The 18,729-nt window shown below is 61.1% G+C and carries 15 protein-coding genes; 6 read left to right on the plus strand and 9 right to left on the minus strand.

Annotated elements, in window-relative coordinates:
- Positions 1-42: 42 nt before the first annotated feature.
- From ACZ48V_RS05130 to ACZ48V_RS05165, 8 genes are all read right to left on the minus strand, one after another.
- Complete coding sequence (locus ACZ48V_RS05130) at positions 43-954, minus strand: cyanophycinase (RefSeq protein ID WP_464542232.1); 912 nt, start codon at positions 952-954, stop codon at positions 43-45.
- A gap of 47 nt (positions 955-1,001) precedes the next feature.
- The gene (locus tag ACZ48V_RS05135; RefSeq protein ID WP_464542233.1) at positions 1,002-2,669 is read right to left on the minus strand and encodes an Rqc2 family fibronectin-binding protein; all 1,668 of its coding nucleotides are present in this window, start codon (positions 2,667-2,669) and stop codon (positions 1,002-1,004) included.
- A gap of 65 nt (positions 2,670-2,734) precedes the next feature.
- A complete protein-coding gene (locus ACZ48V_RS05140) occupies positions 2,735-2,872 on the minus strand; it encodes a hypothetical protein (RefSeq protein ID WP_464542235.1) in 138 nt (45 codons plus the stop codon).
- A 14-nt stretch (positions 2,873-2,886) separates the two neighbouring features.
- Positions 2,887-6,087, minus strand: coding sequence for an efflux RND transporter permease subunit (locus ACZ48V_RS05145; RefSeq protein ID WP_464542237.1), 3,201 nt, complete (start codon positions 6,085-6,087; stop codon positions 2,887-2,889).
- Between the two features lie 51 nt (positions 6,088-6,138).
- Positions 6,139-7,338, minus strand: coding sequence for an efflux RND transporter periplasmic adaptor subunit (locus ACZ48V_RS05150; RefSeq protein WP_464542239.1), 1,200 nt, complete (start codon positions 7,336-7,338; stop codon positions 6,139-6,141).
- A 62-nt stretch (positions 7,339-7,400) separates the two neighbouring features.
- Complete coding sequence (locus ACZ48V_RS05155; RefSeq protein ID WP_464542241.1) at positions 7,401-8,969, minus strand: efflux transporter outer membrane subunit; 1,569 nt, start codon at positions 8,967-8,969, stop codon at positions 7,401-7,403.
- Between the two features lie 54 nt (positions 8,970-9,023).
- Complete coding sequence (locus tag ACZ48V_RS05160; protein ID WP_464542243.1) at positions 9,024-9,653, minus strand: TetR/AcrR family transcriptional regulator; 630 nt, start codon at positions 9,651-9,653, stop codon at positions 9,024-9,026.
- Between the two features lie 381 nt (positions 9,654-10,034).
- Entirely contained in the window at positions 10,035-10,475 is a 441-nt protein-coding gene (locus ACZ48V_RS05165; RefSeq protein WP_464542245.1) for an FKBP-type peptidyl-prolyl cis-trans isomerase, read from the minus strand.
- A 303-nt stretch (positions 10,476-10,778) separates the two neighbouring features.
- On the opposite strand from ACZ48V_RS05165, the gene ACZ48V_RS05170 reads away from it, so the two are divergent.
- The 3 genes from ACZ48V_RS05170 (at position 10,779) to ACZ48V_RS05180 (ending at position 13,922) form a co-directional block, all read left to right on the plus strand.
- A complete protein-coding gene (locus ACZ48V_RS05170) occupies positions 10,779-11,747 on the plus strand; it encodes a Brp/Blh family beta-carotene 15,15'-dioxygenase (protein WP_464542247.1) in 969 nt (322 codons plus the stop codon).
- Between the two features lie 226 nt (positions 11,748-11,973).
- Entirely contained in the window at positions 11,974-12,579 is a 606-nt protein-coding gene (locus tag ACZ48V_RS05175; protein WP_464542249.1) for a biotin transporter BioY, read from the plus strand.
- Between the two features lie 71 nt (positions 12,580-12,650).
- A complete protein-coding gene (locus tag ACZ48V_RS05180; protein ID WP_464542251.1) occupies positions 12,651-13,922 on the plus strand; it encodes a tetratricopeptide repeat protein in 1,272 nt (423 codons plus the stop codon).
- A gap of 67 nt (positions 13,923-13,989) precedes the next feature.
- Here the strand turns inward: ACZ48V_RS05180 and ACZ48V_RS05185 are convergent, their stop codons facing one another.
- A complete protein-coding gene (locus ACZ48V_RS05185) occupies positions 13,990-15,453 on the minus strand; it encodes a sodium/proline symporter (protein ID WP_464542252.1) in 1,464 nt (487 codons plus the stop codon).
- Between the two features lie 738 nt (positions 15,454-16,191).
- On the opposite strand from ACZ48V_RS05185, the gene ACZ48V_RS05190 reads away from it, so the two are divergent.
- The 3 genes from ACZ48V_RS05190 (at position 16,192) to ACZ48V_RS05200 (ending at position 18,372) form a co-directional block, all read left to right on the plus strand.
- Positions 16,192-16,398, plus strand: a complete 207-nt coding sequence (locus ACZ48V_RS05190; protein ID WP_098061639.1) for a cold-shock protein — start codon at positions 16,192-16,194, stop codon at positions 16,396-16,398.
- Between the two features lie 296 nt (positions 16,399-16,694).
- Positions 16,695-17,498 carry a hypothetical protein gene (locus ACZ48V_RS05195; RefSeq protein WP_464542254.1) on the plus strand — a complete coding sequence of 268 codons (804 nt, stop codon included), beginning with the start codon at positions 16,695-16,697 and terminating at the stop codon, positions 17,496-17,498.
- On the plus strand, positions 17,461-18,372 hold the full coding sequence (locus ACZ48V_RS05200; protein ID WP_464542256.1) for a LytR C-terminal domain-containing protein: 912 nt from the start codon (positions 17,461-17,463) through the stop codon (positions 18,370-18,372). The genes ACZ48V_RS05195 and ACZ48V_RS05200 overlap by 38 nt, the downstream gene beginning before the upstream one ends.
- Positions 18,373-18,729 lie beyond the last annotated feature (357 nt).

The raw sequence follows: 18,729 nt of genomic DNA on the forward strand, positions 1-18,729 counted from the left end.
GAATAGGGCGTGCCACGCGCATTACGTTTCGCCAGCGGTATGCTACTCATGTAGTTCGACCGTTTCTCCAGGCAGGTACACGTCGATGGTAAGCCCCCGCCCGCCCAGCAGGTTATCTTGTGTATGGGTAGTGCTGGCCGGGTGACGAATCACCACAATCTGCCACTCGCCGACCACCTCGGCCTCCGATTCAGTGACAAGCAAGGCGGTTGACTCATCAATCCCGATGCCGACCATTGAGGGATCCTCAAGCACCGCCGTAAGCAGGCGGTTGTAGCGGCTGCGGTAGATAAAGTGCTGGTCGACAATCACGTTAGGAAGCAGGTCGAGGCCGTCGCGCAAGATCAGGTTGTCGGATTCGAGGGTGCGAAAGGTGGAGCTATACTCCTCGTAGCGCCGCTCGTCGCCGGTGATAACACGCGGGCCCATGACGGCCGCTCCGGCGCTGGTGCCTGCAACCAGCGCACCGTTGTCGTAGCTGTCGCGTATAGCCGCAATGACGGGCGTGCCGTCCACCGCATCCATAAACCGCCGTTGATCGCCGCCGGTGAGGTAGATGAGATGAGCAGAGCGGATGGTATCAAGGTCATCCTGGCTGGGCGTAGTCCCTTCGGGGACGTGGATGCCTTTTACCGTTCGTGCTCCGGCATCTTGTAGCCGCGTGCGCACCTCATCAATAGCGGCCATCGGATCGGACGTCGCCATTGGCAAGATCACAGCATGTCCGGTTGTGTCAGCTCCCGACGTGGTGACCATGCGATCGACCATGGCAGCGGGCTGAGTGCCTCCACCGATGATAAACAAGACCCCGCTGCCGCGATCTGGGGCCGGGGATGCGACGATGTCTTGCGCGCCGGGTGAGCCGTCGCATCCCCCGAATAGAACCGCTGTGCCCAGCATCGTGAATAGGAAAACGTGTGCGAGTACCGAGGCGGGGCGGGTCGGTTGAAGCATGGTGGAGCAGGTACGTGCAAGAGGGAAAGGACGAGTTGATCGATGAATTATGGCAGGCCCGGCTCGACCATGAGCACCTCTTCGCGCTGCACGGTCACGGCGCCCGGGGCGCTGCCCTTTGGGCTGCGTACATACTTGCGGCGCGTGTACATGACGGGCACAGCTCCGCTGCCACGGGCTTTGCTGTAGTAGGCAGCGATCTGGGCGGCCTGCACCAGACGCGTACGGCCCGGCTCGGCATCGCGGTTGGGCAGGTGCAGCACCGTGTGCGACCCCGGCACCTGGCGCGCGTGCATCCAGATGTCGTACTTCTGCGCGGTGTGAAACGTAAGCTCGTCGTTCTGCCGTGCGTTTTTGCCGACCCATACCTCAAAGCCCCCGCCAAGGTCAAAGCGCCGAAACGGAAACGTGTCGACATCGGACGAGCCGCGGTCCATGAACGGGGCGATCTCGTCCGATCGTTCTTTGCGAAAGCGTTTGATACCGTCGAGCGTGTCGATGGTATGCAGGTCATCCAGAAGCTGCTGGGCGGATTCGGCACGTGCGATAGCGTCGTCGAGGCGTGCCTCGGCCTCCTCGCGCGAACGCCGCGTGCGGCGGGCTCGGTCGTAGTAGTACTCGGCGTTTTTTACGAGCGACTTAGCCGGGTCCAGCGGAATCGTAATCTCTTCCTCGTCCTCGCTGAATAGATTGGGCATGGTCACCTCTTGTGCCCCAGGATCCACCTCAGGCTGCGTCATAAGCAAATGCGCCCACTGTTCGTACTCCTCGGCCCGGCTTTCATTCGTGAGCTCCTGCATCATCTGGTCGGTGGTGCGTTGCGCCCGGTCGGCCGCCCGTGTCAGGGCGTCGTCGAGCGGACCGTAGAGGCGCTCGAAGTGCTGCTTCGCCAGCATGCGGCGCACCGCCACGCGCACGGCGTTGTCGATGTTGGTGAAGGCCTCGCGCTCGTCGGTGCGGTGCTGCAGCGGGATGAGCGCAAACGCATCGGGAAACGGACCTTGGCCGTAGAGACGCGGGGCGGGCGTCTCCAGGTCGTGCAGCACGTCTTGGGCGGATGCGAAAAGCGCCTCTTTTTCTGCGGATGAGACGGTTTCCGGGTCGGCAGTTGGGTCGAGTCCGGCGCGGTGCACGGTTTCGCGGGCCAGCAGCTGTCCGAACAGCGGCACAGCGGACTGCATAGCCTGGCGGACTTTATTACGATTGTCGCGCCAGCGTCCGAGAAAGTCGTTGAGCGTGTCGGGCATGGGAGCGGCGCGCGGAGTAGGCGTATCGGTGCCGCGCAGCGCGTCTGCGTTGCGAAAAGCATCGCGGATAGTGCCGGTCTCCGCATCCACCCAGAACACGTTCGCACGGGCCCCGAAGAGCTGCCACACGATGCGAGAGCTGTCGTCGAGGTCGAGCAGAACCATGCGGTCAAGATGGGCAATGCGCACGTCGGTTACGGTGCGACCGCGGGCGTCGCCGAAGAGCGTGGCTACGTTACGCTTTTTCTTGCTGATGCCGCTGGTGCGAAACAGAAACAGGAGCGGACGCTGCACCGAGGTGCGGAGCATCCAGTCGGATTCGGGGCCGCTCAGTGCAAGCGAGAATTCGTTTCTGACCTGCGAGAATGCGTCGTGTACGCGGCTCCCGATGAGGTCGTCATGCCAGTGGGCGACCAGTGCGCGTAGCGTAAAGTAGCTGTTGATCATGAGGAGGCAGTCCGAATCCACAAGACAGCGGAAGGCGCTCTACCGAAGACACAGCCGGGAGATCCGTCCCCACATTATGTGCCGCCTCATTGTGGCGAGCCGGAATGATTACGGTCGCGGTGCCACCGGGCGGGGTTGGCTTCGATGTATTGCCGGATGTGGTAGCGTTCGCGCTGATCCCGCACCACCCGGTCGTAGTAGCGGGCCTGCCACGCACCGGGCAACCCGGACGCCCCGATCAGGCCGCGGGGGAGTGGCTACCGTACGTGGTGGGCATGGGGCGGTCCAGAACCTGCGTGTACAGGTATTTGGTGGATCGATACTGCAACATGGCAAAGGCGGGAATGAGCAGCATCACTACGGGAAGCGTAAACAGGATGCCCAGCCCCAGGCTTACGGCCAGCGGTACCAGAAACTGCGCCTGCACGCTGGTTTCAATGATGATCGGGAAGACGCCCAGAAACGTGGTAAGCGACGTGAGCAAGATGGGGCGAAAGCGCGATTTTCCGGCGGCCACCAGCGCCTCTGGCCACGACTTCCCACTGGCAAACTCTTCATTGGCAAAATCGATGTAGACCAGCGAGTTATTTACCACGACACCGCTGAGGCCTACGAATCCAAAGATGCTAAGCAGTCCAATGGGAATATCCAGCAAGAGATGGCCCAGAATAGCGCCCGCCCACCCAAACGGAATGACGCTCATGATGACGAGCGGCTGGATATACGACCGAAAGGGAATGGCCAGCAGCGCATAGATCGCAAACAGCGCGATGGCGAAGCCGACCAGCAGCGACCCGAGCGCCTGCTGCTGCTCGCGCTGCTCACCCTCGAAGCTGAAGTCCAGTCCTTGAAACGTACCCTGCAGGGCGGGAAGGATGCGGGCTTCGAGCACCCCGTTCACCTCTTGTCCCGTTACAATCTCCTCGTTTACGTCGGCGGTGATGGTGATGACGCGGCGCCCGCCCCGCCGGTTGATCTGCGACGGGCCAAAGCCAATGTCGGCGGTGGCCACATCGCCGAGCGGAACGAACGCGCCCTCGGCGGTGCGGATGCGGTACGTTTCCAGGTCGGTGATGGCACGGCGCTCGTGCTCGGGCAGCCGGGCGAACACCTGCACTTCGTCTTCGCCGCGCTGCAGGCGATAGGCCTCAGCTCCGAAGAAGCCCGCGCGCACCTGTTGCGCCAGATCGTTCAGAGTGAGTCCGAGTGTGCGTGCCTCTGGGCGCAGGGCCAGCTGCACCTCGCGCTTGCCGGCTTGTTGGTCGTTTTCGACATCAAAGACTCCGGTGAACTGGCGCAGCGAGTCTTGCAGCGCCTCTACCGCACCGGTGAGGGTTTCCGCATCATCGGCCGCGAGTTCGACAGCGACCGGATCGCCCAGGTTCACCACGTCGGCCGAGAAGGCGAGCGAGCGGATACCCGCGGGCTCTTCGAAGCGATCGCGCCAGGTTTGCTCAAACGTACGCGCCGTTACGTCGCGCTCTTCAGGGTCGATCAGTTCAAACGAGACCTCGGCCAGGCGCGGGTCAACGAGACCAGGACCGGCATCGGCGGGGCCAGCATTGGCCTGGGGTTGCTGTCCGATGCTGGTGAATACGTTGGCTACAATATCGGGATGCGAAGCGGCCAGATCGGCTTGTAGATCCTCTGCTGTTGCGCGCCCGGCGGCTTCCAACTGGTCGGTGATGCGCTGCGTCTGCGTGGCGGTCACGCCCACCGGGAGCTCAAGGCGAGCTGTTACGAGCTTGCCCTCAATGCTTGGTAGAAACGAAAACCGTACGTACCCCCCTGCAATCAGCCCGCCAATCACAATGAGAACGGCAATGCCTGCGCAGAGCACAACGCCGTACTGGGTTGTGCTGTACTGCAGGGCACGCTGCAGCGGTCCGTTGATAAAGCGAGCCAGCGCATCCGCAAACCGCTGTTGTACGTTTTTGAGGCGGCGGACAAGCGCGTTGTCGTCTTCGTCGGACGTTTTCTTAATGGTCGACAGGTGGTACGGCAGGATGAAGAGCACCTCAACGAGTGAGAGCAGAAGCACCACAATCACGATAAACGGGATGTCGCCTAAAAACTTGCCAAGGATGCCTTCGATGAAGAGCAGCGGAGCAAAGGCGGCGACCGTCGTGAGCACCGCAAAGATAACGGGGGCAGCAACCCGGGTGGTACCCGTTACAGCAGCTTCGGTAGGGGCGGCCCCCTTTTCTTGCTCGGCAAAGATATTCTCGCCCACGACAATTGCATCATCTACCACAATACCGATTGATAAGATGAAGCCAAAGAGCGAGATCAGGTTGATGGATACGCCGAGCAGATACATGACGCCAAAGGTGCCCACGAAGGCGAGCGAGATGCCCACCGAGGTCCAGAAGGCCAGACGCGGATTCAAGAATAGCATGAGCGTGGCAATGACGAGCAGGAGCCCCAGCAGTCCGTTCTTGATGAGCAGGTCGAGGCGGCTCTCAAGGTCTTCGGCCTGGTTCTGCCAGATGCCAACTTGAATACCATCGGGCAGCGACGGTCGAAACGCAGTGTCGAGGTGGTTCCGTACGACCTCCACGTTGCGCAGCACCTGCTCGTTGCCGGTGCGAAAGACCTGCAGGAACGCCGCACGCTCGCCGTTAAACCGGGTAATGAGGTCTGCGTCCTCAAATCCATCAACGACGGTGGCGATGTCGCCCAGGCGAAGCTGCGCACCGTTTGGCTGACTGAGCAGCACAATGTCTTCGAAATCCTGCCGGGTGTAGTTCTGTCCTTTCGTGCGGATGAGAATCTGTTCGTCAGCCGTTTCGATTTCGCCCCCCGGAAGGTCCAGGCTACCCTCGCGCACGAGTCCGGCTACCTCCGGAAGCGTGAGTCCGTACGTGCGTAGCGTCTGGCGGTCGACCTCAATCGAGATCTCGTAGTCGCGAATGCCGGCGCGCTCGATGAGTGAGATTTCGGGGTACTGCGTCAGCTCGCGGTCGAGCTGCTTGGCAGCTTCTTTCAGCGCCTGCTCGCTGGCACGTCCGTAGATGGCGACCTGCAGGACCTGCCGCCGGTTCGAGAGTTCGGTAACGGTAGGCTGTTCGGCCTCTTCGGGGAATGCGGTGATGCGGTCGACCTCCTGCTTGATCTCGTCGCGCACCTGAGCGGCATCGGCGCCGCGCTGCAGCTCAGCGGTTACAATCCCAAAGTTTTCGGAGGCGGTGGCGAGAATCCGGTCGATGCCCTCCACGCCCTGAATCCGGTCTTCAATGCGCTGCACGATCGATTCCTCGATCTCCTCGGGGGTGCTGCCCGGGTACTCTACGCGCACCTGCACTGCATCCAGGCTGAACTCAGGAAAGACCTCTTGCACCACCGCAAACGCGCTGATACCGCCCACCAGAAAGATCAGAACAAACAGGAGGTTGGAGGCCACGCCATTGCGGGCCATCCAGTCAATCATACGGGTCATGAGCGTGCAGAGAGAACGGTAGGAGGATGCGGATGGATGTCGCTGGATAGGTCAGTTGTCGGCAAGCCGGACGGCCATGCTGTCGCTCACGACGGGGAGGTCGTCGGTGATGACCGGGCGCCCGTCGGTCAGGTCGCCCGTCACGAAGGCGCGATCGTCGACATGCTGCACCACGGTCACGTCACGCATCACAAGCAGCGTATCAGCTTCGACGGTCCACACGGTGCCGTCATTGCGCACGGCGCGGCGTGGCACGGCGTAGTAGGTATCGAGCGAGCGCCCTTCGATGTCGACGGAGACGTACGAGCCCACCGCGAGCGGCGGACTGTCGTCGGCGTCGCTGTCGGGGCGTGTATCGTAGGGGGCATCCACGCGCACGGCGACGTTCACCGTGCGGGTTTGTGCATCGAGCGCGCCCTCTACGCGGTCTACGTATCCGTTCCATGTGTAGGTATCGCCGCCGTAGTTCAGCATCACGGTGGCGGAGCGCGGCGAGTCGGTCTGGCGCGCGCTGCTGCGCCACAGCCCGTCGATGAGTGCGGCGCGGTGCGACTCCAGCGGGACAATCACCTCAGCCTGCTCGGTGCTGAAAAGCTGCGCGATGGGCGAACCCGGCGCTACGTACGCGCCCTGGTTCGCCATTGTCGTGCGGATGCGTCCGTCGAATGGTGCCACGAGGGCCGTGCGCTCCAGGTTCGTTTCAGCGGTTTCGAGTTGGGCCTGGGCGCTCTCCAGGTTAGCCTCTGCTGCCCGGAGCTGGGGTTCGCGGAAGAGGAGCCGCCCCAGTTCCGTGCTGTCGGGCTCGGGGGCCTCGTCGGCGCGGCGGCGTAGGCGTTCATACTCCTCCTTCGCCACGCCTACTTCCTCGCGCGCCTGCAGCACCTCGAACTGGCGCTGCGTAACGGCAGCCCGGGCCTGACGTACCTGGCTCTGGTAATCTGCCGGGTCAATGCGGGCAAGCACGTCGCCCGTGCGAAAGGTGCCGCCGCTCACGAAGGCATCGCTCACCGACACGATGCGCCCGCCCACTTCGGCAGTCAGGTCGATCTCGCGCGGTGGGCGCACGGTGCCGCTACCGCGGACGTTCAGCGCGCCGGAGCGCAGCTCAACGGGGGTGGTTGATACAATAGGCGCTTCAGCCGAGGGGTCGTCCTGCGGCGGAGCGCTGCGCAGTGCCACAAGGAGCACGGCGAGCACCAGGCTGCCTGCAATGAGTCCGCCGCCAATCAGGTACGACTTGTATTTGTGCATAGCTCGGGGAAGGTGGGGGCTACTGAACGTAGCCTCGGTGAAGAGGTAAAGGGAAGTAGTGGTTAGTTGGCCGGCGCGTCTGTCGTAGGGGGGCGATACACATCACGAAACAGGCGGGGGTCGTTAGATTCGGGGGGCGCAACCCAGGCGCCGCCCAACGCGCGGTGTAGTGCAATGCGACTGCCGACCAGTGCTTCTTCAGCGGCGGCGAGGCGCTGCGCTGCCTGCAGGCGTGTGCGTTCGGCATCGAGCGCCGTGGCGTAGTCGCCGATGCCCCGCTCGTAGCGGTGCATCTGGTCGGATGCGCTGGCCGCAGCCTGTTCGAGTTGGTCTTGCACCAGCGCGTACTGCTCTTGCTGTTTTTCATAAGCGGTGAGCGCTGCATGCACTTCCTGGAGCGCAGTAAGCAGCGTCTGCTCATAAGTAGCTCGCGCTTGCACGTAGCGCGCCTCGGCAGCACGCTGCTCAGCGCGCAGGCGGCCTGCCTGAAACACCGGCGCTGCAATTGACGCGACCAGCGACGCGAAGCGCTGGTCGATGTTGAGCAGGTCGTCGAGCGTGCTGTTCTGGACACCCCCTTCGCCAGTGAGCGAGAAGCTGGGCAGGCGGTTGGCCCGCGCCACGCCAATCTCACGCTGTGCGGCACTGAGCTCCCGGGCATCGGCGCGGAGGTCGGGGCGTGCCAGCAAGAGGTCCGAGGGGAGTCCGGGCGGGACCGGCTGCAGGCCAGTCAAGACCTCGTTGCGAGGGGTAGATCGAGCTGCCTGCATCAGAGCCTCGCCGACATTGCCTACGAACTGCCCAAGGGTAACAGAGAGGCGGCCTCGCGCGTCGGCAAGCTGGCTCTCGCGCTGGGGCTGCTCAGCCTGGGCTGCCTGCAACTCCTGGCGGAGCGCGTACACCTCGAACGAGCGTACCAGCCCGCGGTCGTAGCGATCTTCGGCCAGATCCACGCGCTCTTGCAAGACGCGCATAGTCTCCTCTCCCAGCCGGATCTGGCGCTCTAACGTAGCCACTTCGAAGTATGTGCTGATGGTCTGAGCAATAACCTGCTGGCGGGCAGTTTGCACCGCATCCACCGAGCCCATGAACCGCTCCAGCGCTGCGCCCCGCTGGTTGCGCAGGCGGCCCCAGAAGTCGAGTTCGTACGAAAGGGAAAGCGACAGGCTGTACGTATCGAATGTGAAGCGGTCGGGCACGGCCCCCGAGCCGCCTCCGCCACCCAGCGCCCCACCGATACCGGTGTTCGCCGGCTGCGACTGCCGGTTGTAGACCCCGTTCGCCATCGCCTGTGGAAAGAGTGGGGCGCGTGCAATCCGAAACTGGCTGGCGATTTCGTTAACGACCGCGCGGGTGCGCTCCAGGTCGAGGTTGCGTACGAGCGCCGTGTCGATAAGCGCGTTCAGAGCCGGGTCTTCAAAGGCCGTCCACCAGTCAACCGGGTCGAAGCGGGTCGAGTCGTCTTCGGTAAAGAGCGGTCCGTCTTCAAGGAGCGGAGTGTCATAGGCAGCCGGAAGGTCCGCCTCGGCGTCGGGCGCTTCCATCTGTGGCGTAAGTGAGCATCCGCTGGCAAGCACGACGCCTGCAGCAAGGAGGCCATACCCGATAAGCGAGAGTAAAAATCGCATCATACAGCATCGTACAGTGGACGAAGAGGAGGAGACGTCAAGATAAATCAGGACGCGTCAGGACACATCGGGAGACATCAGGCCATGGTACACGACGTCGAACACCTGAACCTTGCGCGTTTCAACGAAGGCGTCCCAGTCGGAGGCAGAGGCGGGGTGCATCTGCTCGACAGTGGGGCGTGCTACAAAGGGAAAGATACAGCCTGCAATGATGGTGAGCAGCGCGTGATCGGGGTCGACCGACCGAATCTCGCCCGACGCGATGGCGGATTCGATAGCGGCCCGGAAGATCCGCGGAGGCGTGTCGGTGCCGTCGTCGGCCATCCGCTTTAGATGCTGGCCCAGGAGCGGACCGCCACGCAAGTTTTCGCTGACAATCAGGCGCATGGCATTCGTATGCGAGGCGCAGAACGCCACATATCCCGAAATAAAGCGCCGGAGCAGTTCGGAAAACGAGTCGGCCTCGTGCAGCGCCTGACGGTCGAACGATGCCATGAACCGCTCCATTGCATGCGCAAACACGGCATCGTAGAGGTCGGCTTTGGTGCTGAAGTAGTAGTGCAGCATCGACTTGTTGATGTGCGCTGCATCAGCAATCTGCTGCATGCGAGCGCCCGCCTTGCCGTGGCGGGCAAAGAGGACGAGAGCGGCATCAAAAATTTGCTGCTTGGTTGAAGCGGGAGACATGTCGCCAGGCGTCGTATAACACAAATCACTCACAGCCTATTGGATGCCTCATTCGGATTCAACCATATAGTTTAACCAAGTTGTAGGCCGAGCTGCTGAAACGTAACGGTACCGCCATAAGTGCGGGTGTGTGAGAGATGTGGTGCCGTGACACAGGTCAATATCGCTAACATCGCGGCTGCAATGCGTCTTCAAACGTTGCCACCTTGGGCAGGGCGAGCAAAGATACGAGTGCAGCATGGTTTCGGACCAGTAGTGTGTGGAGCATGCAGTAGACGTACTGCGGCAGACCAAACGATAGCGGCACAAAAAGCTAAAAGCTCCTGAACCTGTGGGAGTGCAGGTGCAGGAGCCAGAAACAGCAACATACAGAGAGGAGAATTAATCGTCTTCATTAACAATAGCACTCAGCGTTACCTCGAACGTGAGTGTTTGACCGGCCAGCGGATGGTTGACATCAATGGTAACGGTTTCCTCGGTCATGCGGGCCACAAAAGCTTCCACGCGCTGGCCGTTGTCGAGCCGCAGTCGGAGCGCGGCACCGACCTCCGGATTCATCTCTTCGGGCAGATGGTCACGTTTGATTTCTTTCACCATGTCCGGATTGCGCGCGCCATAGGCTGCTTCAGGAGGAACCTCACCTGTTTTCGTTTCGCCAGGCTCCATGCCCTCTACCAGATCTTGCAAGCCGGGAATAACCTCATCGTCGCCAATGGTGAATGTGAGCGGACCGTGCTCTTCAGAGGAGTCGAATACATCGCCATCCTCAAACCGCCCGATAAATTCAATTTCTACTGTATCGCCTTTTTTTGCTGTAGCCACAGTGGTCGAGGGGGTTTATGAGCATCAACGTTGAATTAAAGGCAACGCCAGATACGAGCGTCTGTTCAGCATCCCGTTCAGGAACAACGCAAAAGGAAACACTGCGTATGGCTAAATACCGCACGAAATGTCGCTACGTAGCATGGTCCGACATTATTGTCGGGGTATGCTGTGCCAATGTCAGGTAGGGCAGGACCTCTGCTTTTCCCGAATCGTCAAACAACAGGCTATGTGTCAAGCGGTTTGATCCATACTATAACATAGCATCATTATCTTCGTCTTTATTCACTGGATGCGTACGCTATGTCCGATGTCCCCCTTTCGCTTCGTAGTCCCAACGTATATGCGCTGGTCGTAGCATGCACGCTTCTAACGGCTGCTCTCTCGTTTTGGGGAGCGCTCAGCCTGGGCTCGGTTGCGTTTGTCATACTTATGGTGGTTGTTGCCCTTACGGGAATCCCTCATGGGGCCGTTGACCATGTGGTAGCCGCCGACCTGTACGGTCTGACGTCGTCGTGGAGCGACCAGGCGAAGTTCTACGGGGTGTACCTTGCGCTGATGGCCGCGTACGGCGTGCTCTGGCTGATCAGTCCGGTCGTAAGTCTGGGGCTCTTTCTGGTGCTCACCATGTACCACTTCGGGCAGGCCGACCTTGCCTATTGGAACGTTCCTGCTCCCTGGCATCCGCTGCTCTATGCCTCGCGCGGACTCTTGCTGATGGGGCTGCCCATCGTGGCGTTTCCGGCGGTGGTCGATCCGATATTCGCTGCGATTGCGGATGTGAGGGTAAGCGAATGGCCCGGTGTAACCACTGCCTCTACGCTGCTTCTTAGTGGACTCGTGGCGCAGCATGCCATTTCGTTGGGACTGCTCTCACAGGTCGGCACAGCCAGCGGCAAAGACGTTGCGCGCGAGCTCTTCAACACCGCTGTGCTGGCACTGCTGCTGATTACGGCGCATCCGCTGGTTGGCTTTGCCGTCTACTTTGGACTCTGGCACTCGCTCGGACACATGATGGAGATTCTGCGCTTCTTTCAGCGGCACGGCCGCACCGCCACGTTTGGCTACTTCTACCGCAAAGCGGCGCTCTTTACGATTATCTCGTTTATCGGAGTGGGAGGACTCTACCTGATCAATGAGGCGTTCGGGGCACAGGACCAGATGATCGCATTGCTATTTATCCTGATCAGCGTGCTCACGTTGCCGCACATGCTTGTGGTAGAGGCTATGTATCAACGTGAGCGCCCCGAAACAGCCCCCGCCGCTGGATAAGTGCGCAGCCGTTTCGCATTCCCCTTGTGCCCTGTGCAGCATCGTGGGGAATGCGTAGTGCAGAGTGCATGGTACACAGCTTCATCAGGCACTCCTCAAGAAGCACAGGAACCGCTTTCACAAAATTGGTGCAGAGAAGAAGCCAGCTCCATTGGAAACTTTGCTCCGGCTTTTGTACTCTGCTCATCATCACTCGTTACTGTATGTGCAATCCTACCCGAATCGTATGAAGACGGCTGCCCTTTCGCTGCACTCCTCCCGCACCTCATGGATGGACCGCCTTCGGTCTGAAGATGCCTCCGTCGCGCTGCAGGTAGCAGGAATTACCGGTTTTGCGCTTCTCACGGCTTTTGCGGCCGATGCAAACATGCGCCTCTACCTCTGGGAGGTGCCCATTACGCTGCAGACCATGATGGTCTACGCGAGTGGCCTCTTCCTGGGCGCACGTAACGGTATGCTTGCGCAGCTGCTGTACGTGGCTCTCGGCATGTTCGTCCCCGTCTACGCGGGCGATGGCACCGGCGTCGCATATCTGCTTGGCCTGGCCTCGGGCGGATACATTCTGTCGTACCCGGTCGCGGCATTCGTAACCGGTGCGCTTACCAAGCGGTGGAACAGCCTGACGGGCAGCACCCTGTCGATGCTCATCGGGGCAGCCATCGTCTTCACCGCTGGGGTCGTGTGGCTGCACTACGTGGCCGGACACGCCACCTGGATGGAGTCAATTGACAAGGGCTTCCTGCGTTTTGCACTGATTGACCTCGCCAAGATCGGCGTGCTCGGCTTCCTCTTTGGCGGAATGCGCCAGGTGATGGGCACGTCCGACGCATAGAACCTGCTTCGGCAGCGAGCCGCACGCCGGAACTGACGCTTCAAACTACTGGTTCGACCGTCTGCATGTTCATGATCCATGCAGACGGTCGTTTTTTTGGGATGGGTACGATGAAACTACACGCGCTCGGGTTCGCACGCCGGTTTCTTCAGGTTGGGATAGGAGGAGGCGTAGCCCTTGTGCTCGCACTGACGCTTCTTCCGGTGGCCCACGCACAGGCACCCAATGACGCTCCCAAGGTAGGCGACGCCCGCTCTATTCTGGACGATCCGTTCGTGCGCGAGGAGGGCAAACGCGGACTCGACTCGCTCTACAACATGGCATTCGATGAGGCTGAGGCCATCTTCTCGTCGATTGAGGCGCGTTATCCCGACCATCCGGTAGGACCGTTCCTAAACGGACTGAACGTATGGTGGACCATCTTGCTCGATCTCGAAAATACCGAGCACGACGATGCCTTCTACCGCTACATGGAGGCTACAGTCAACCGGTCGGATGTGCTGCTGAACAGCAACGACGAACACTTCGACGCGACCTTTTTCAAGGGCATTGCCCTGGCGCTACAGGCGCGCCTCAAGTCCAACCGGGGGCAGTGGATCAGTTCAGTGCGACACGGGCGGCGGTCTATCGGCTACGTACGCTCGGCCAGCGACCAGGCGCCACACATCGATGACTTTGCGTTCGGACGCGGCATGTACGACTACTACGCGGCGATCATTCCCGAACAGTATCGCATAGCACGTGCGGTTATGTGGATGCTGCCCAGCGGCGACCGTGAAGGCGGGCTCGACATGATTCACCAGGCGGCCGAAGAGGGATGGTACATTCAGTCTGAGGCACGCTACTTTCTGGCCCAGATCTATACGCTCTACGAGAACGACTACCGCGAAGCCCTGAAGCATATGCAGTGGCTACGCCGTGCGCATCCCAAAAATGCCTACTTTCATGTTTATGAAGGGCGCCTGCATGCGCGGCAGTGGCAGCGAGAGCAGGTGCGCGAAGTATTTAGCGAGGTGGTCGATCGCTTCGAGTCTGGCTGGTCGGGGTACACGCTGCCGCTGGCCCAGGAAGCCTACTTCTATCTGGCGCGCGAGCGAGTGCAAGGGCGCGACTATGAGCAGGCCCTGCAATACCTCGCTCAGATTGAGCGGCTCAATGCCCGCGACCATGTAGAGCATCGCCGCTTTGTTGCATTGGGGCGGCTCTATCAGGGCATGGTGTATGACGCTACCGATCGCCGCGCAATGGCGTTAAATCGGTATCGTATTGTGCTGAGCATGGACGACCATAGCAACAGCCACCGCCGGGCCGAGCGCTATATGGAACAGCCCTACGGTTCGTAGCAGCCGGTCTGAAGCAGCCGGCCCAAAGCAGCTACGTTACGACAACACGAGCGCCTCAGTCATCGCTTCAAGCGTCATGCGATGACGTGCGTGCCTCCTCAGTACGGGCGCCGTGCTGCACAGACAGCTGCGGCGTCGCCCAGCTTCCGAGTACGATGCACGCCAGCGTAGCCGGCCATACCAGCATCGGAAAGAGATCCGGAAAAAGCATCAGGTTCAGCACCGTGCAGGCGAGTCCGCCCAGCACGCCCGCCAGCACCCCGCCCCCGGTTGTGCCGCGCCACAGCAGCACCATCATAAGCGGGAGCCCGAGCGTGGCTCCGAGTCCGACAAATGCAAACTCGATGATATCGAAGATCGTGCCGGGGCGTAGCAATGCCATCGCGATGCCCCCTACGGCCAGCACGCCCACGATGCTTCGGCTTAGGCGAATCAGTGCGGCCTGCGACACCATCGGACGCCAGGCGGCATAGCCGCGCGTAAGGTCGGCCGCAGCCACAAGCATCATCGAATCGGAGGTCGACAAGATCGCGCCGATGATGCCTGCAAGCAGCACCCCGGCGAGCCAGCCCGGAAACAGGTCGGTGAGGGCGAGCATGGCAACCGACTCCGGGTCTTGCGCGGCGCTGTAGAGCACGCGCCCCGACAGCCCGATGAGCAGCGGGACAGTGAGGCGCACCGCCTGAAACGAGAGCGCAATGGCGGCGGCACGGGGCAGGAGGTCGGTGGAGCGGATCGCCTGAAAGCGCATCAGGCTGTGCGGCTGCCCGATAGCCCCAAACGCAAACGTAACCCACGCCAGCAGGCTGATAAGGAGCGCCGATCCGCTGAGTCCGCCATCGAGGGCCAGAAGCGTTGGGTCGATCGCACGGGCCTCCGCGATGAACGCCGACCAGCCGCCAATCGTGTAGATCGTAACGATCGGCAGCAGCACCACTGCAGCAATAACGAGCACGCCCTGCACCACATCGGTCCACACCGAAGCGTTGAACCCGCCCAACGTGGTGTAGAGCGCAACCGCGCTGCCGCCAATTAGCACCGCTGCCACGTACGACACGTTCAATCCCGTGTCAAGCGCCTCGCCCACAGCGATAAGCTGCGCTCCCACGTAGGCTCCCATGAAGACAAGAATAGCGACGGTACCCACGGCGCGGATGGTGTGCCCGAGCGAGCGCGACGACACCGTGCGAGCCAGATGGTCGACAACGGTATGACTGTCGAGCGCCTCAGACGCTGTGCGAAAGGGAGGTGCTACCACGTAATAGAGCACCCCCACCACAATTAGCATCGAAAGCGAGAACCAGAGTCCGTGCACGCCCGTCGAGAACCCCACGCCGACCCAGGCAAAGAACGTCCACCCGCTGGCTACCGAGGCGACTTCCGAAAGCGCCATCGGCACTGCCCCAACGGTGCGTCCGCCCAGCATGTAGTCGACCAGATAGCGCGTGTCTGTGGTGCGGTAGAAATACGCACCGATGCCTACAAGCACGACAATGAACCCGCCAAACGTGAGTGCAAGGCCCCAGTCCATACGTTTTTCGGGGGAGTAGCTTAAGGAGAGCAGAAAGAAAGCAGCGTGTGCGAAGACGTCTGCCGAAGCACATCCGTACGTACATCTGCACGAACGTTTGTACGAACATCTGTACCGCACTGCATAGCATATGTACCGCACTGCATAGCATACCCAGCACGCGGCGGGATGTCCAGCAGAAGAGAGCAGGGACTCGTGAGGCAGGGCCGGATGTTGCGAGCCATGCGCAGCGATGAGACCTCTGCAACGACATTCGCAAAGGCATCCCCATGGGACCCCGATGGCACCCACCGTGGCATTCACAGCCTGGAATGACGGGCTGGCGAGCGGTTATTATGCTGTTCGCACTTTTTTAACATAAGAAGTTTGCAACCTGATTAGTCGGGCAAAATGTCCAAAGTGCGCGGTCAGATACCAGGATGGGCAGCGGCGCACCGCCTTCCTAAACCTACCGTCAACCTCTCTAAATGCGGCTTTTATCCGACAGGACATGCTGTGTATAGACGATAATAAAAGTTGGAGACTGGCAGGGCCTGGGCGCGCTGCAAGCGTACGCAGGAGCGCGGATTCCGGGATATTGGAGACATTAACGTTTTTGCAACATGCGTGCCGAACCATTTCGTAGAGTACAGGTAGATGAAAGCACAACAACATTTTTAATTACATCACCCTCGACCTCTTAGTAGGCTGCATTTTGCATCCTGAGGCCCCCGACGGTGAACCAACCAACACACCTATATGCAAGACGGAACAGTTAAGTGGTTCAGTAGCGAAAAAGGCTACGGCTTTATCGAGCGCCACGACGGAAGCGAAGATGTATTTGTTCATCACAGCGAAGTCTCGGGTGAAGACCTCCGAGATGGTGAGCAGGTCGAATTTGAAGTGGAGGAAACTCCGAAGGGACTGAGCGCGGTTAACGTGCAACGTCTCCATGGCGTGCGATAAATGGCGTGGTAACACCCCATTCTACGTACAGCAAAAAAGGCTCAGTCGCTTCGGCTGGGCCTTTCTTGTTTGTGGGGGCGCGTTGCAGCGCCAGAACGGCCTCGGTTTGGCTGCTCCGGTTCTTATGTTTGTGGATGCGTGGCCGCCGTGCCCGAGTGCGCATTTCGATGCGCGAGGAGGACATACCCCGCTGCTGAGCGTATCCCTTCGGGTCTGGTACAGCATGCATTGACTTCATGTGGCAGCGTGTTGTACGTTGAGCATACTCTACACTCCTCACGCGCTCCGCCGTCTGTATGTCGACCTCACACGCTTTTGCATTCGTGCCCGATGCTTGGGACACGCTTCGTGCCGAGGCGGTGCGGGCCGAGCAGACCGTATCGGTGCATCCTGACGTGGCGCGCTGGCGGGCGTATCGCGCGCTCGACATGGTACTGGCAACCATTGAGGCCTACGAAGGCTTTCCGCCCCAGCACCGCCCGATTGCCGAGCGGCTCACGCACCGGGCCTTTGTAGCATGGCTCGACCAGCACCCGGCGCCTGTCAAGATGTGGATGCACCGCATCCGTCAGGCGGGCCTGGTGGGCGCCCACGTCGATGCCGAGTGGAAGCGGTCGGTTGAAGATGCCCGCCGCGTCGTCGAAACGCTGCACAAGCTGCTCTGGTGGCTTGTCTCGGTCTATGATGCGCCGCCTGCGCCCGAGCGCCCTGCAATAGGGTGGGATCCGCTTTCAGCCAACGAGGAGCCGGCACCAGCGCCTCCCTCGGGGCGGCCCTCCTCTGGCGAACAGGCCCTCGGCGAACAGCCTTTTGATGAGCCGCATCCTGAAGAGTCGTCCCCTGCAGAGTCGTTTCCTGCAGAGGCGCTGGTCGCCCCGACGGCGGTCCATAACGCTCCATCCGAAACCGACGATGAGAGCCGCCCTTCCACTGAAGAGGTGAATGCCCTACTTGACGACGCGACGCGCGCGCAGATTGCTACACTGCGCTCTGCTGCGCCCCACACCCCAACGGCTCAGACCGCTGCGCTTGCCCTTTTGAATCACATCCACGACCGCAACAATGCCCTCCTCTCCCGATTCGACCCCGACCTCGACTAACTGGCCCGACGAGGAGGGCGACGCGCCGGGCGCCGGCGAAGACGCTGCCTCGACGTCCGACAAGCCGATTAACTTTGCCGAGGCGGCGGAGACGCTTGTGGCCCTGCAGGAGCAGCTTGGTCGCTTCGAGACGCTGACCCGCCGTCTCGATGAGATTGCCGATTCGGGTAGCGAACTGGCACGGACGTCCGAGGCGCTGGCCGACGCGCAGCGGAAACTGGCCGAGCAGACGCAGGAGCCTTCCGACATCAATGCCAGCGTGGCGCAGTCGGTGGCGGCCCTACACGAGTCGGTGCGCTCGTTGAATACGGGCATGCAAGACATTATGGACGAGCTTGGCGCGCAGGGCACGTCGAGCGCACGAAAAAACGGAAGCACAGACCCGTGGAATACCGCCACGATTAGCATCCTGACCGGGCTGGTCATTATCCTGATCGTGATGATCGTGCAGTGGAGCACCTTCGACGTTTCGATTCCAGACGATATAGCGGCGCCTCCGCAGCAGACGACCGAGGCGCCGGCCGATCCGGAGCGGGGCGTTGAGCCGACGCTCTATCCGCATCACGAGCCCGTTATCCAGATCGAGGATCTGCGCGTGCAGGTCCTGAATGGCGTCGGACAGGCCGGGCTGGCGTCCCGGTTTCAGGAGCGCATTGAGGGCATTGGTGCGCAGGTCCCCGAGATCGGCAACCTGCCGACGGGCACTGCGCCCGAGACAATCATCTATCTGCATCGCAATGCCTTCGACATGGCCGAAATCCTGGCCGACGAGCTCGGCCTGGATCGCCGCCGCATCATGCCCGGCCCGCCCGCGGCCAACACATCTATCGATGCCACGCTGGTCATTGGGCGAGATTATCAAGCGTTGGAGTGAGGGATGGCGAGAAGTGGCTGGTCGGCATGTGCATGTCTCTTTACCCCGCCTGTACCATGCCCCTCACACGCGGAGCGCTGCTTCTGGGCACACGGGTTGGCAGTGAGTCCCACTGTATGGTGCTGAGATGCTTCACTACGTTCAGCATGACATGGGTGGGAAGCCTGTGCCTTCACGTCAGCACGTCCCTACACTCCACGTCATCCTGACGCGGGAAGGCGGAAGGATCTTGAAGGCGGAAGGATCTTAACGCCAGCCCAACACGCCCGGCACGCGCCTCCTTGTAGGACACAATCCCTCAGCGCGGAGACCGAAGCCGGGATCCACCTCCTGCGATTGGATCCAGCCGTCCCACGA

Source organism: Longimonas haloalkaliphila, from assembly GCF_055379825.1.

Bases quoted from the DNA above. Each gene is read 5' to 3' on its own strand.
- ACZ48V_RS05190 (WP_098061639.1), top strand. From the start codon at position 16,192: ATGCAAGACGGAACAGTTAAGTGGTTCAGTAGCGAAAAAGGCTACGGC.
- ACZ48V_RS05170 (WP_464542247.1), top strand. From the start codon at position 10,779: ATGTCCGATGTCCCCCTTTCGCTTCGTAGTCCCAACGTATATGCGCTG.
- ACZ48V_RS05175 (WP_464542249.1), top strand. From the start codon at position 11,974: ATGAAGACGGCTGCCCTTTCGCTGCACTCCTCCCGCACCTCATGGATG.
- ACZ48V_RS05145 (WP_464542237.1), bottom strand. From the start codon at position 6,087: ATGACCCGTATGATTGACTGGATGGCCCGCAATGGCGTGGCCTCCAAC.
- ACZ48V_RS05150 (WP_464542239.1), bottom strand. From the start codon at position 7,338: ATGCACAAATACAAGTCGTACCTGATTGGCGGCGGACTCATTGCAGGC.
- ACZ48V_RS05130 (WP_464542232.1), bottom strand. From the start codon at position 954: ATGCTTCAACCGACCCGCCCCGCCTCGGTACTCGCACACGTTTTCCTA.
- ACZ48V_RS05180 (WP_464542251.1), top strand. From the start codon at position 12,651: ATGATCCATGCAGACGGTCGTTTTTTTGGGATGGGTACGATGAAACTA.
- ACZ48V_RS05200 (WP_464542256.1), top strand. From the start codon at position 17,461: ATGCCCTCCTCTCCCGATTCGACCCCGACCTCGACTAACTGGCCCGAC.
- ACZ48V_RS05195 (WP_464542254.1), top strand. From the start codon at position 16,695: ATGTCGACCTCACACGCTTTTGCATTCGTGCCCGATGCTTGGGACACG.
- ACZ48V_RS05185 (WP_464542252.1), bottom strand. From the start codon at position 15,453: ATGGACTGGGGCCTTGCACTCACGTTTGGCGGGTTCATTGTCGTGCTT.
- ACZ48V_RS05155 (WP_464542241.1), bottom strand. From the start codon at position 8,969: ATGATGCGATTTTTACTCTCGCTTATCGGGTATGGCCTCCTTGCTGCA.
- ACZ48V_RS05160 (WP_464542243.1), bottom strand. From the start codon at position 9,653: ATGTCTCCCGCTTCAACCAAGCAGCAAATTTTTGATGCCGCTCTCGTC.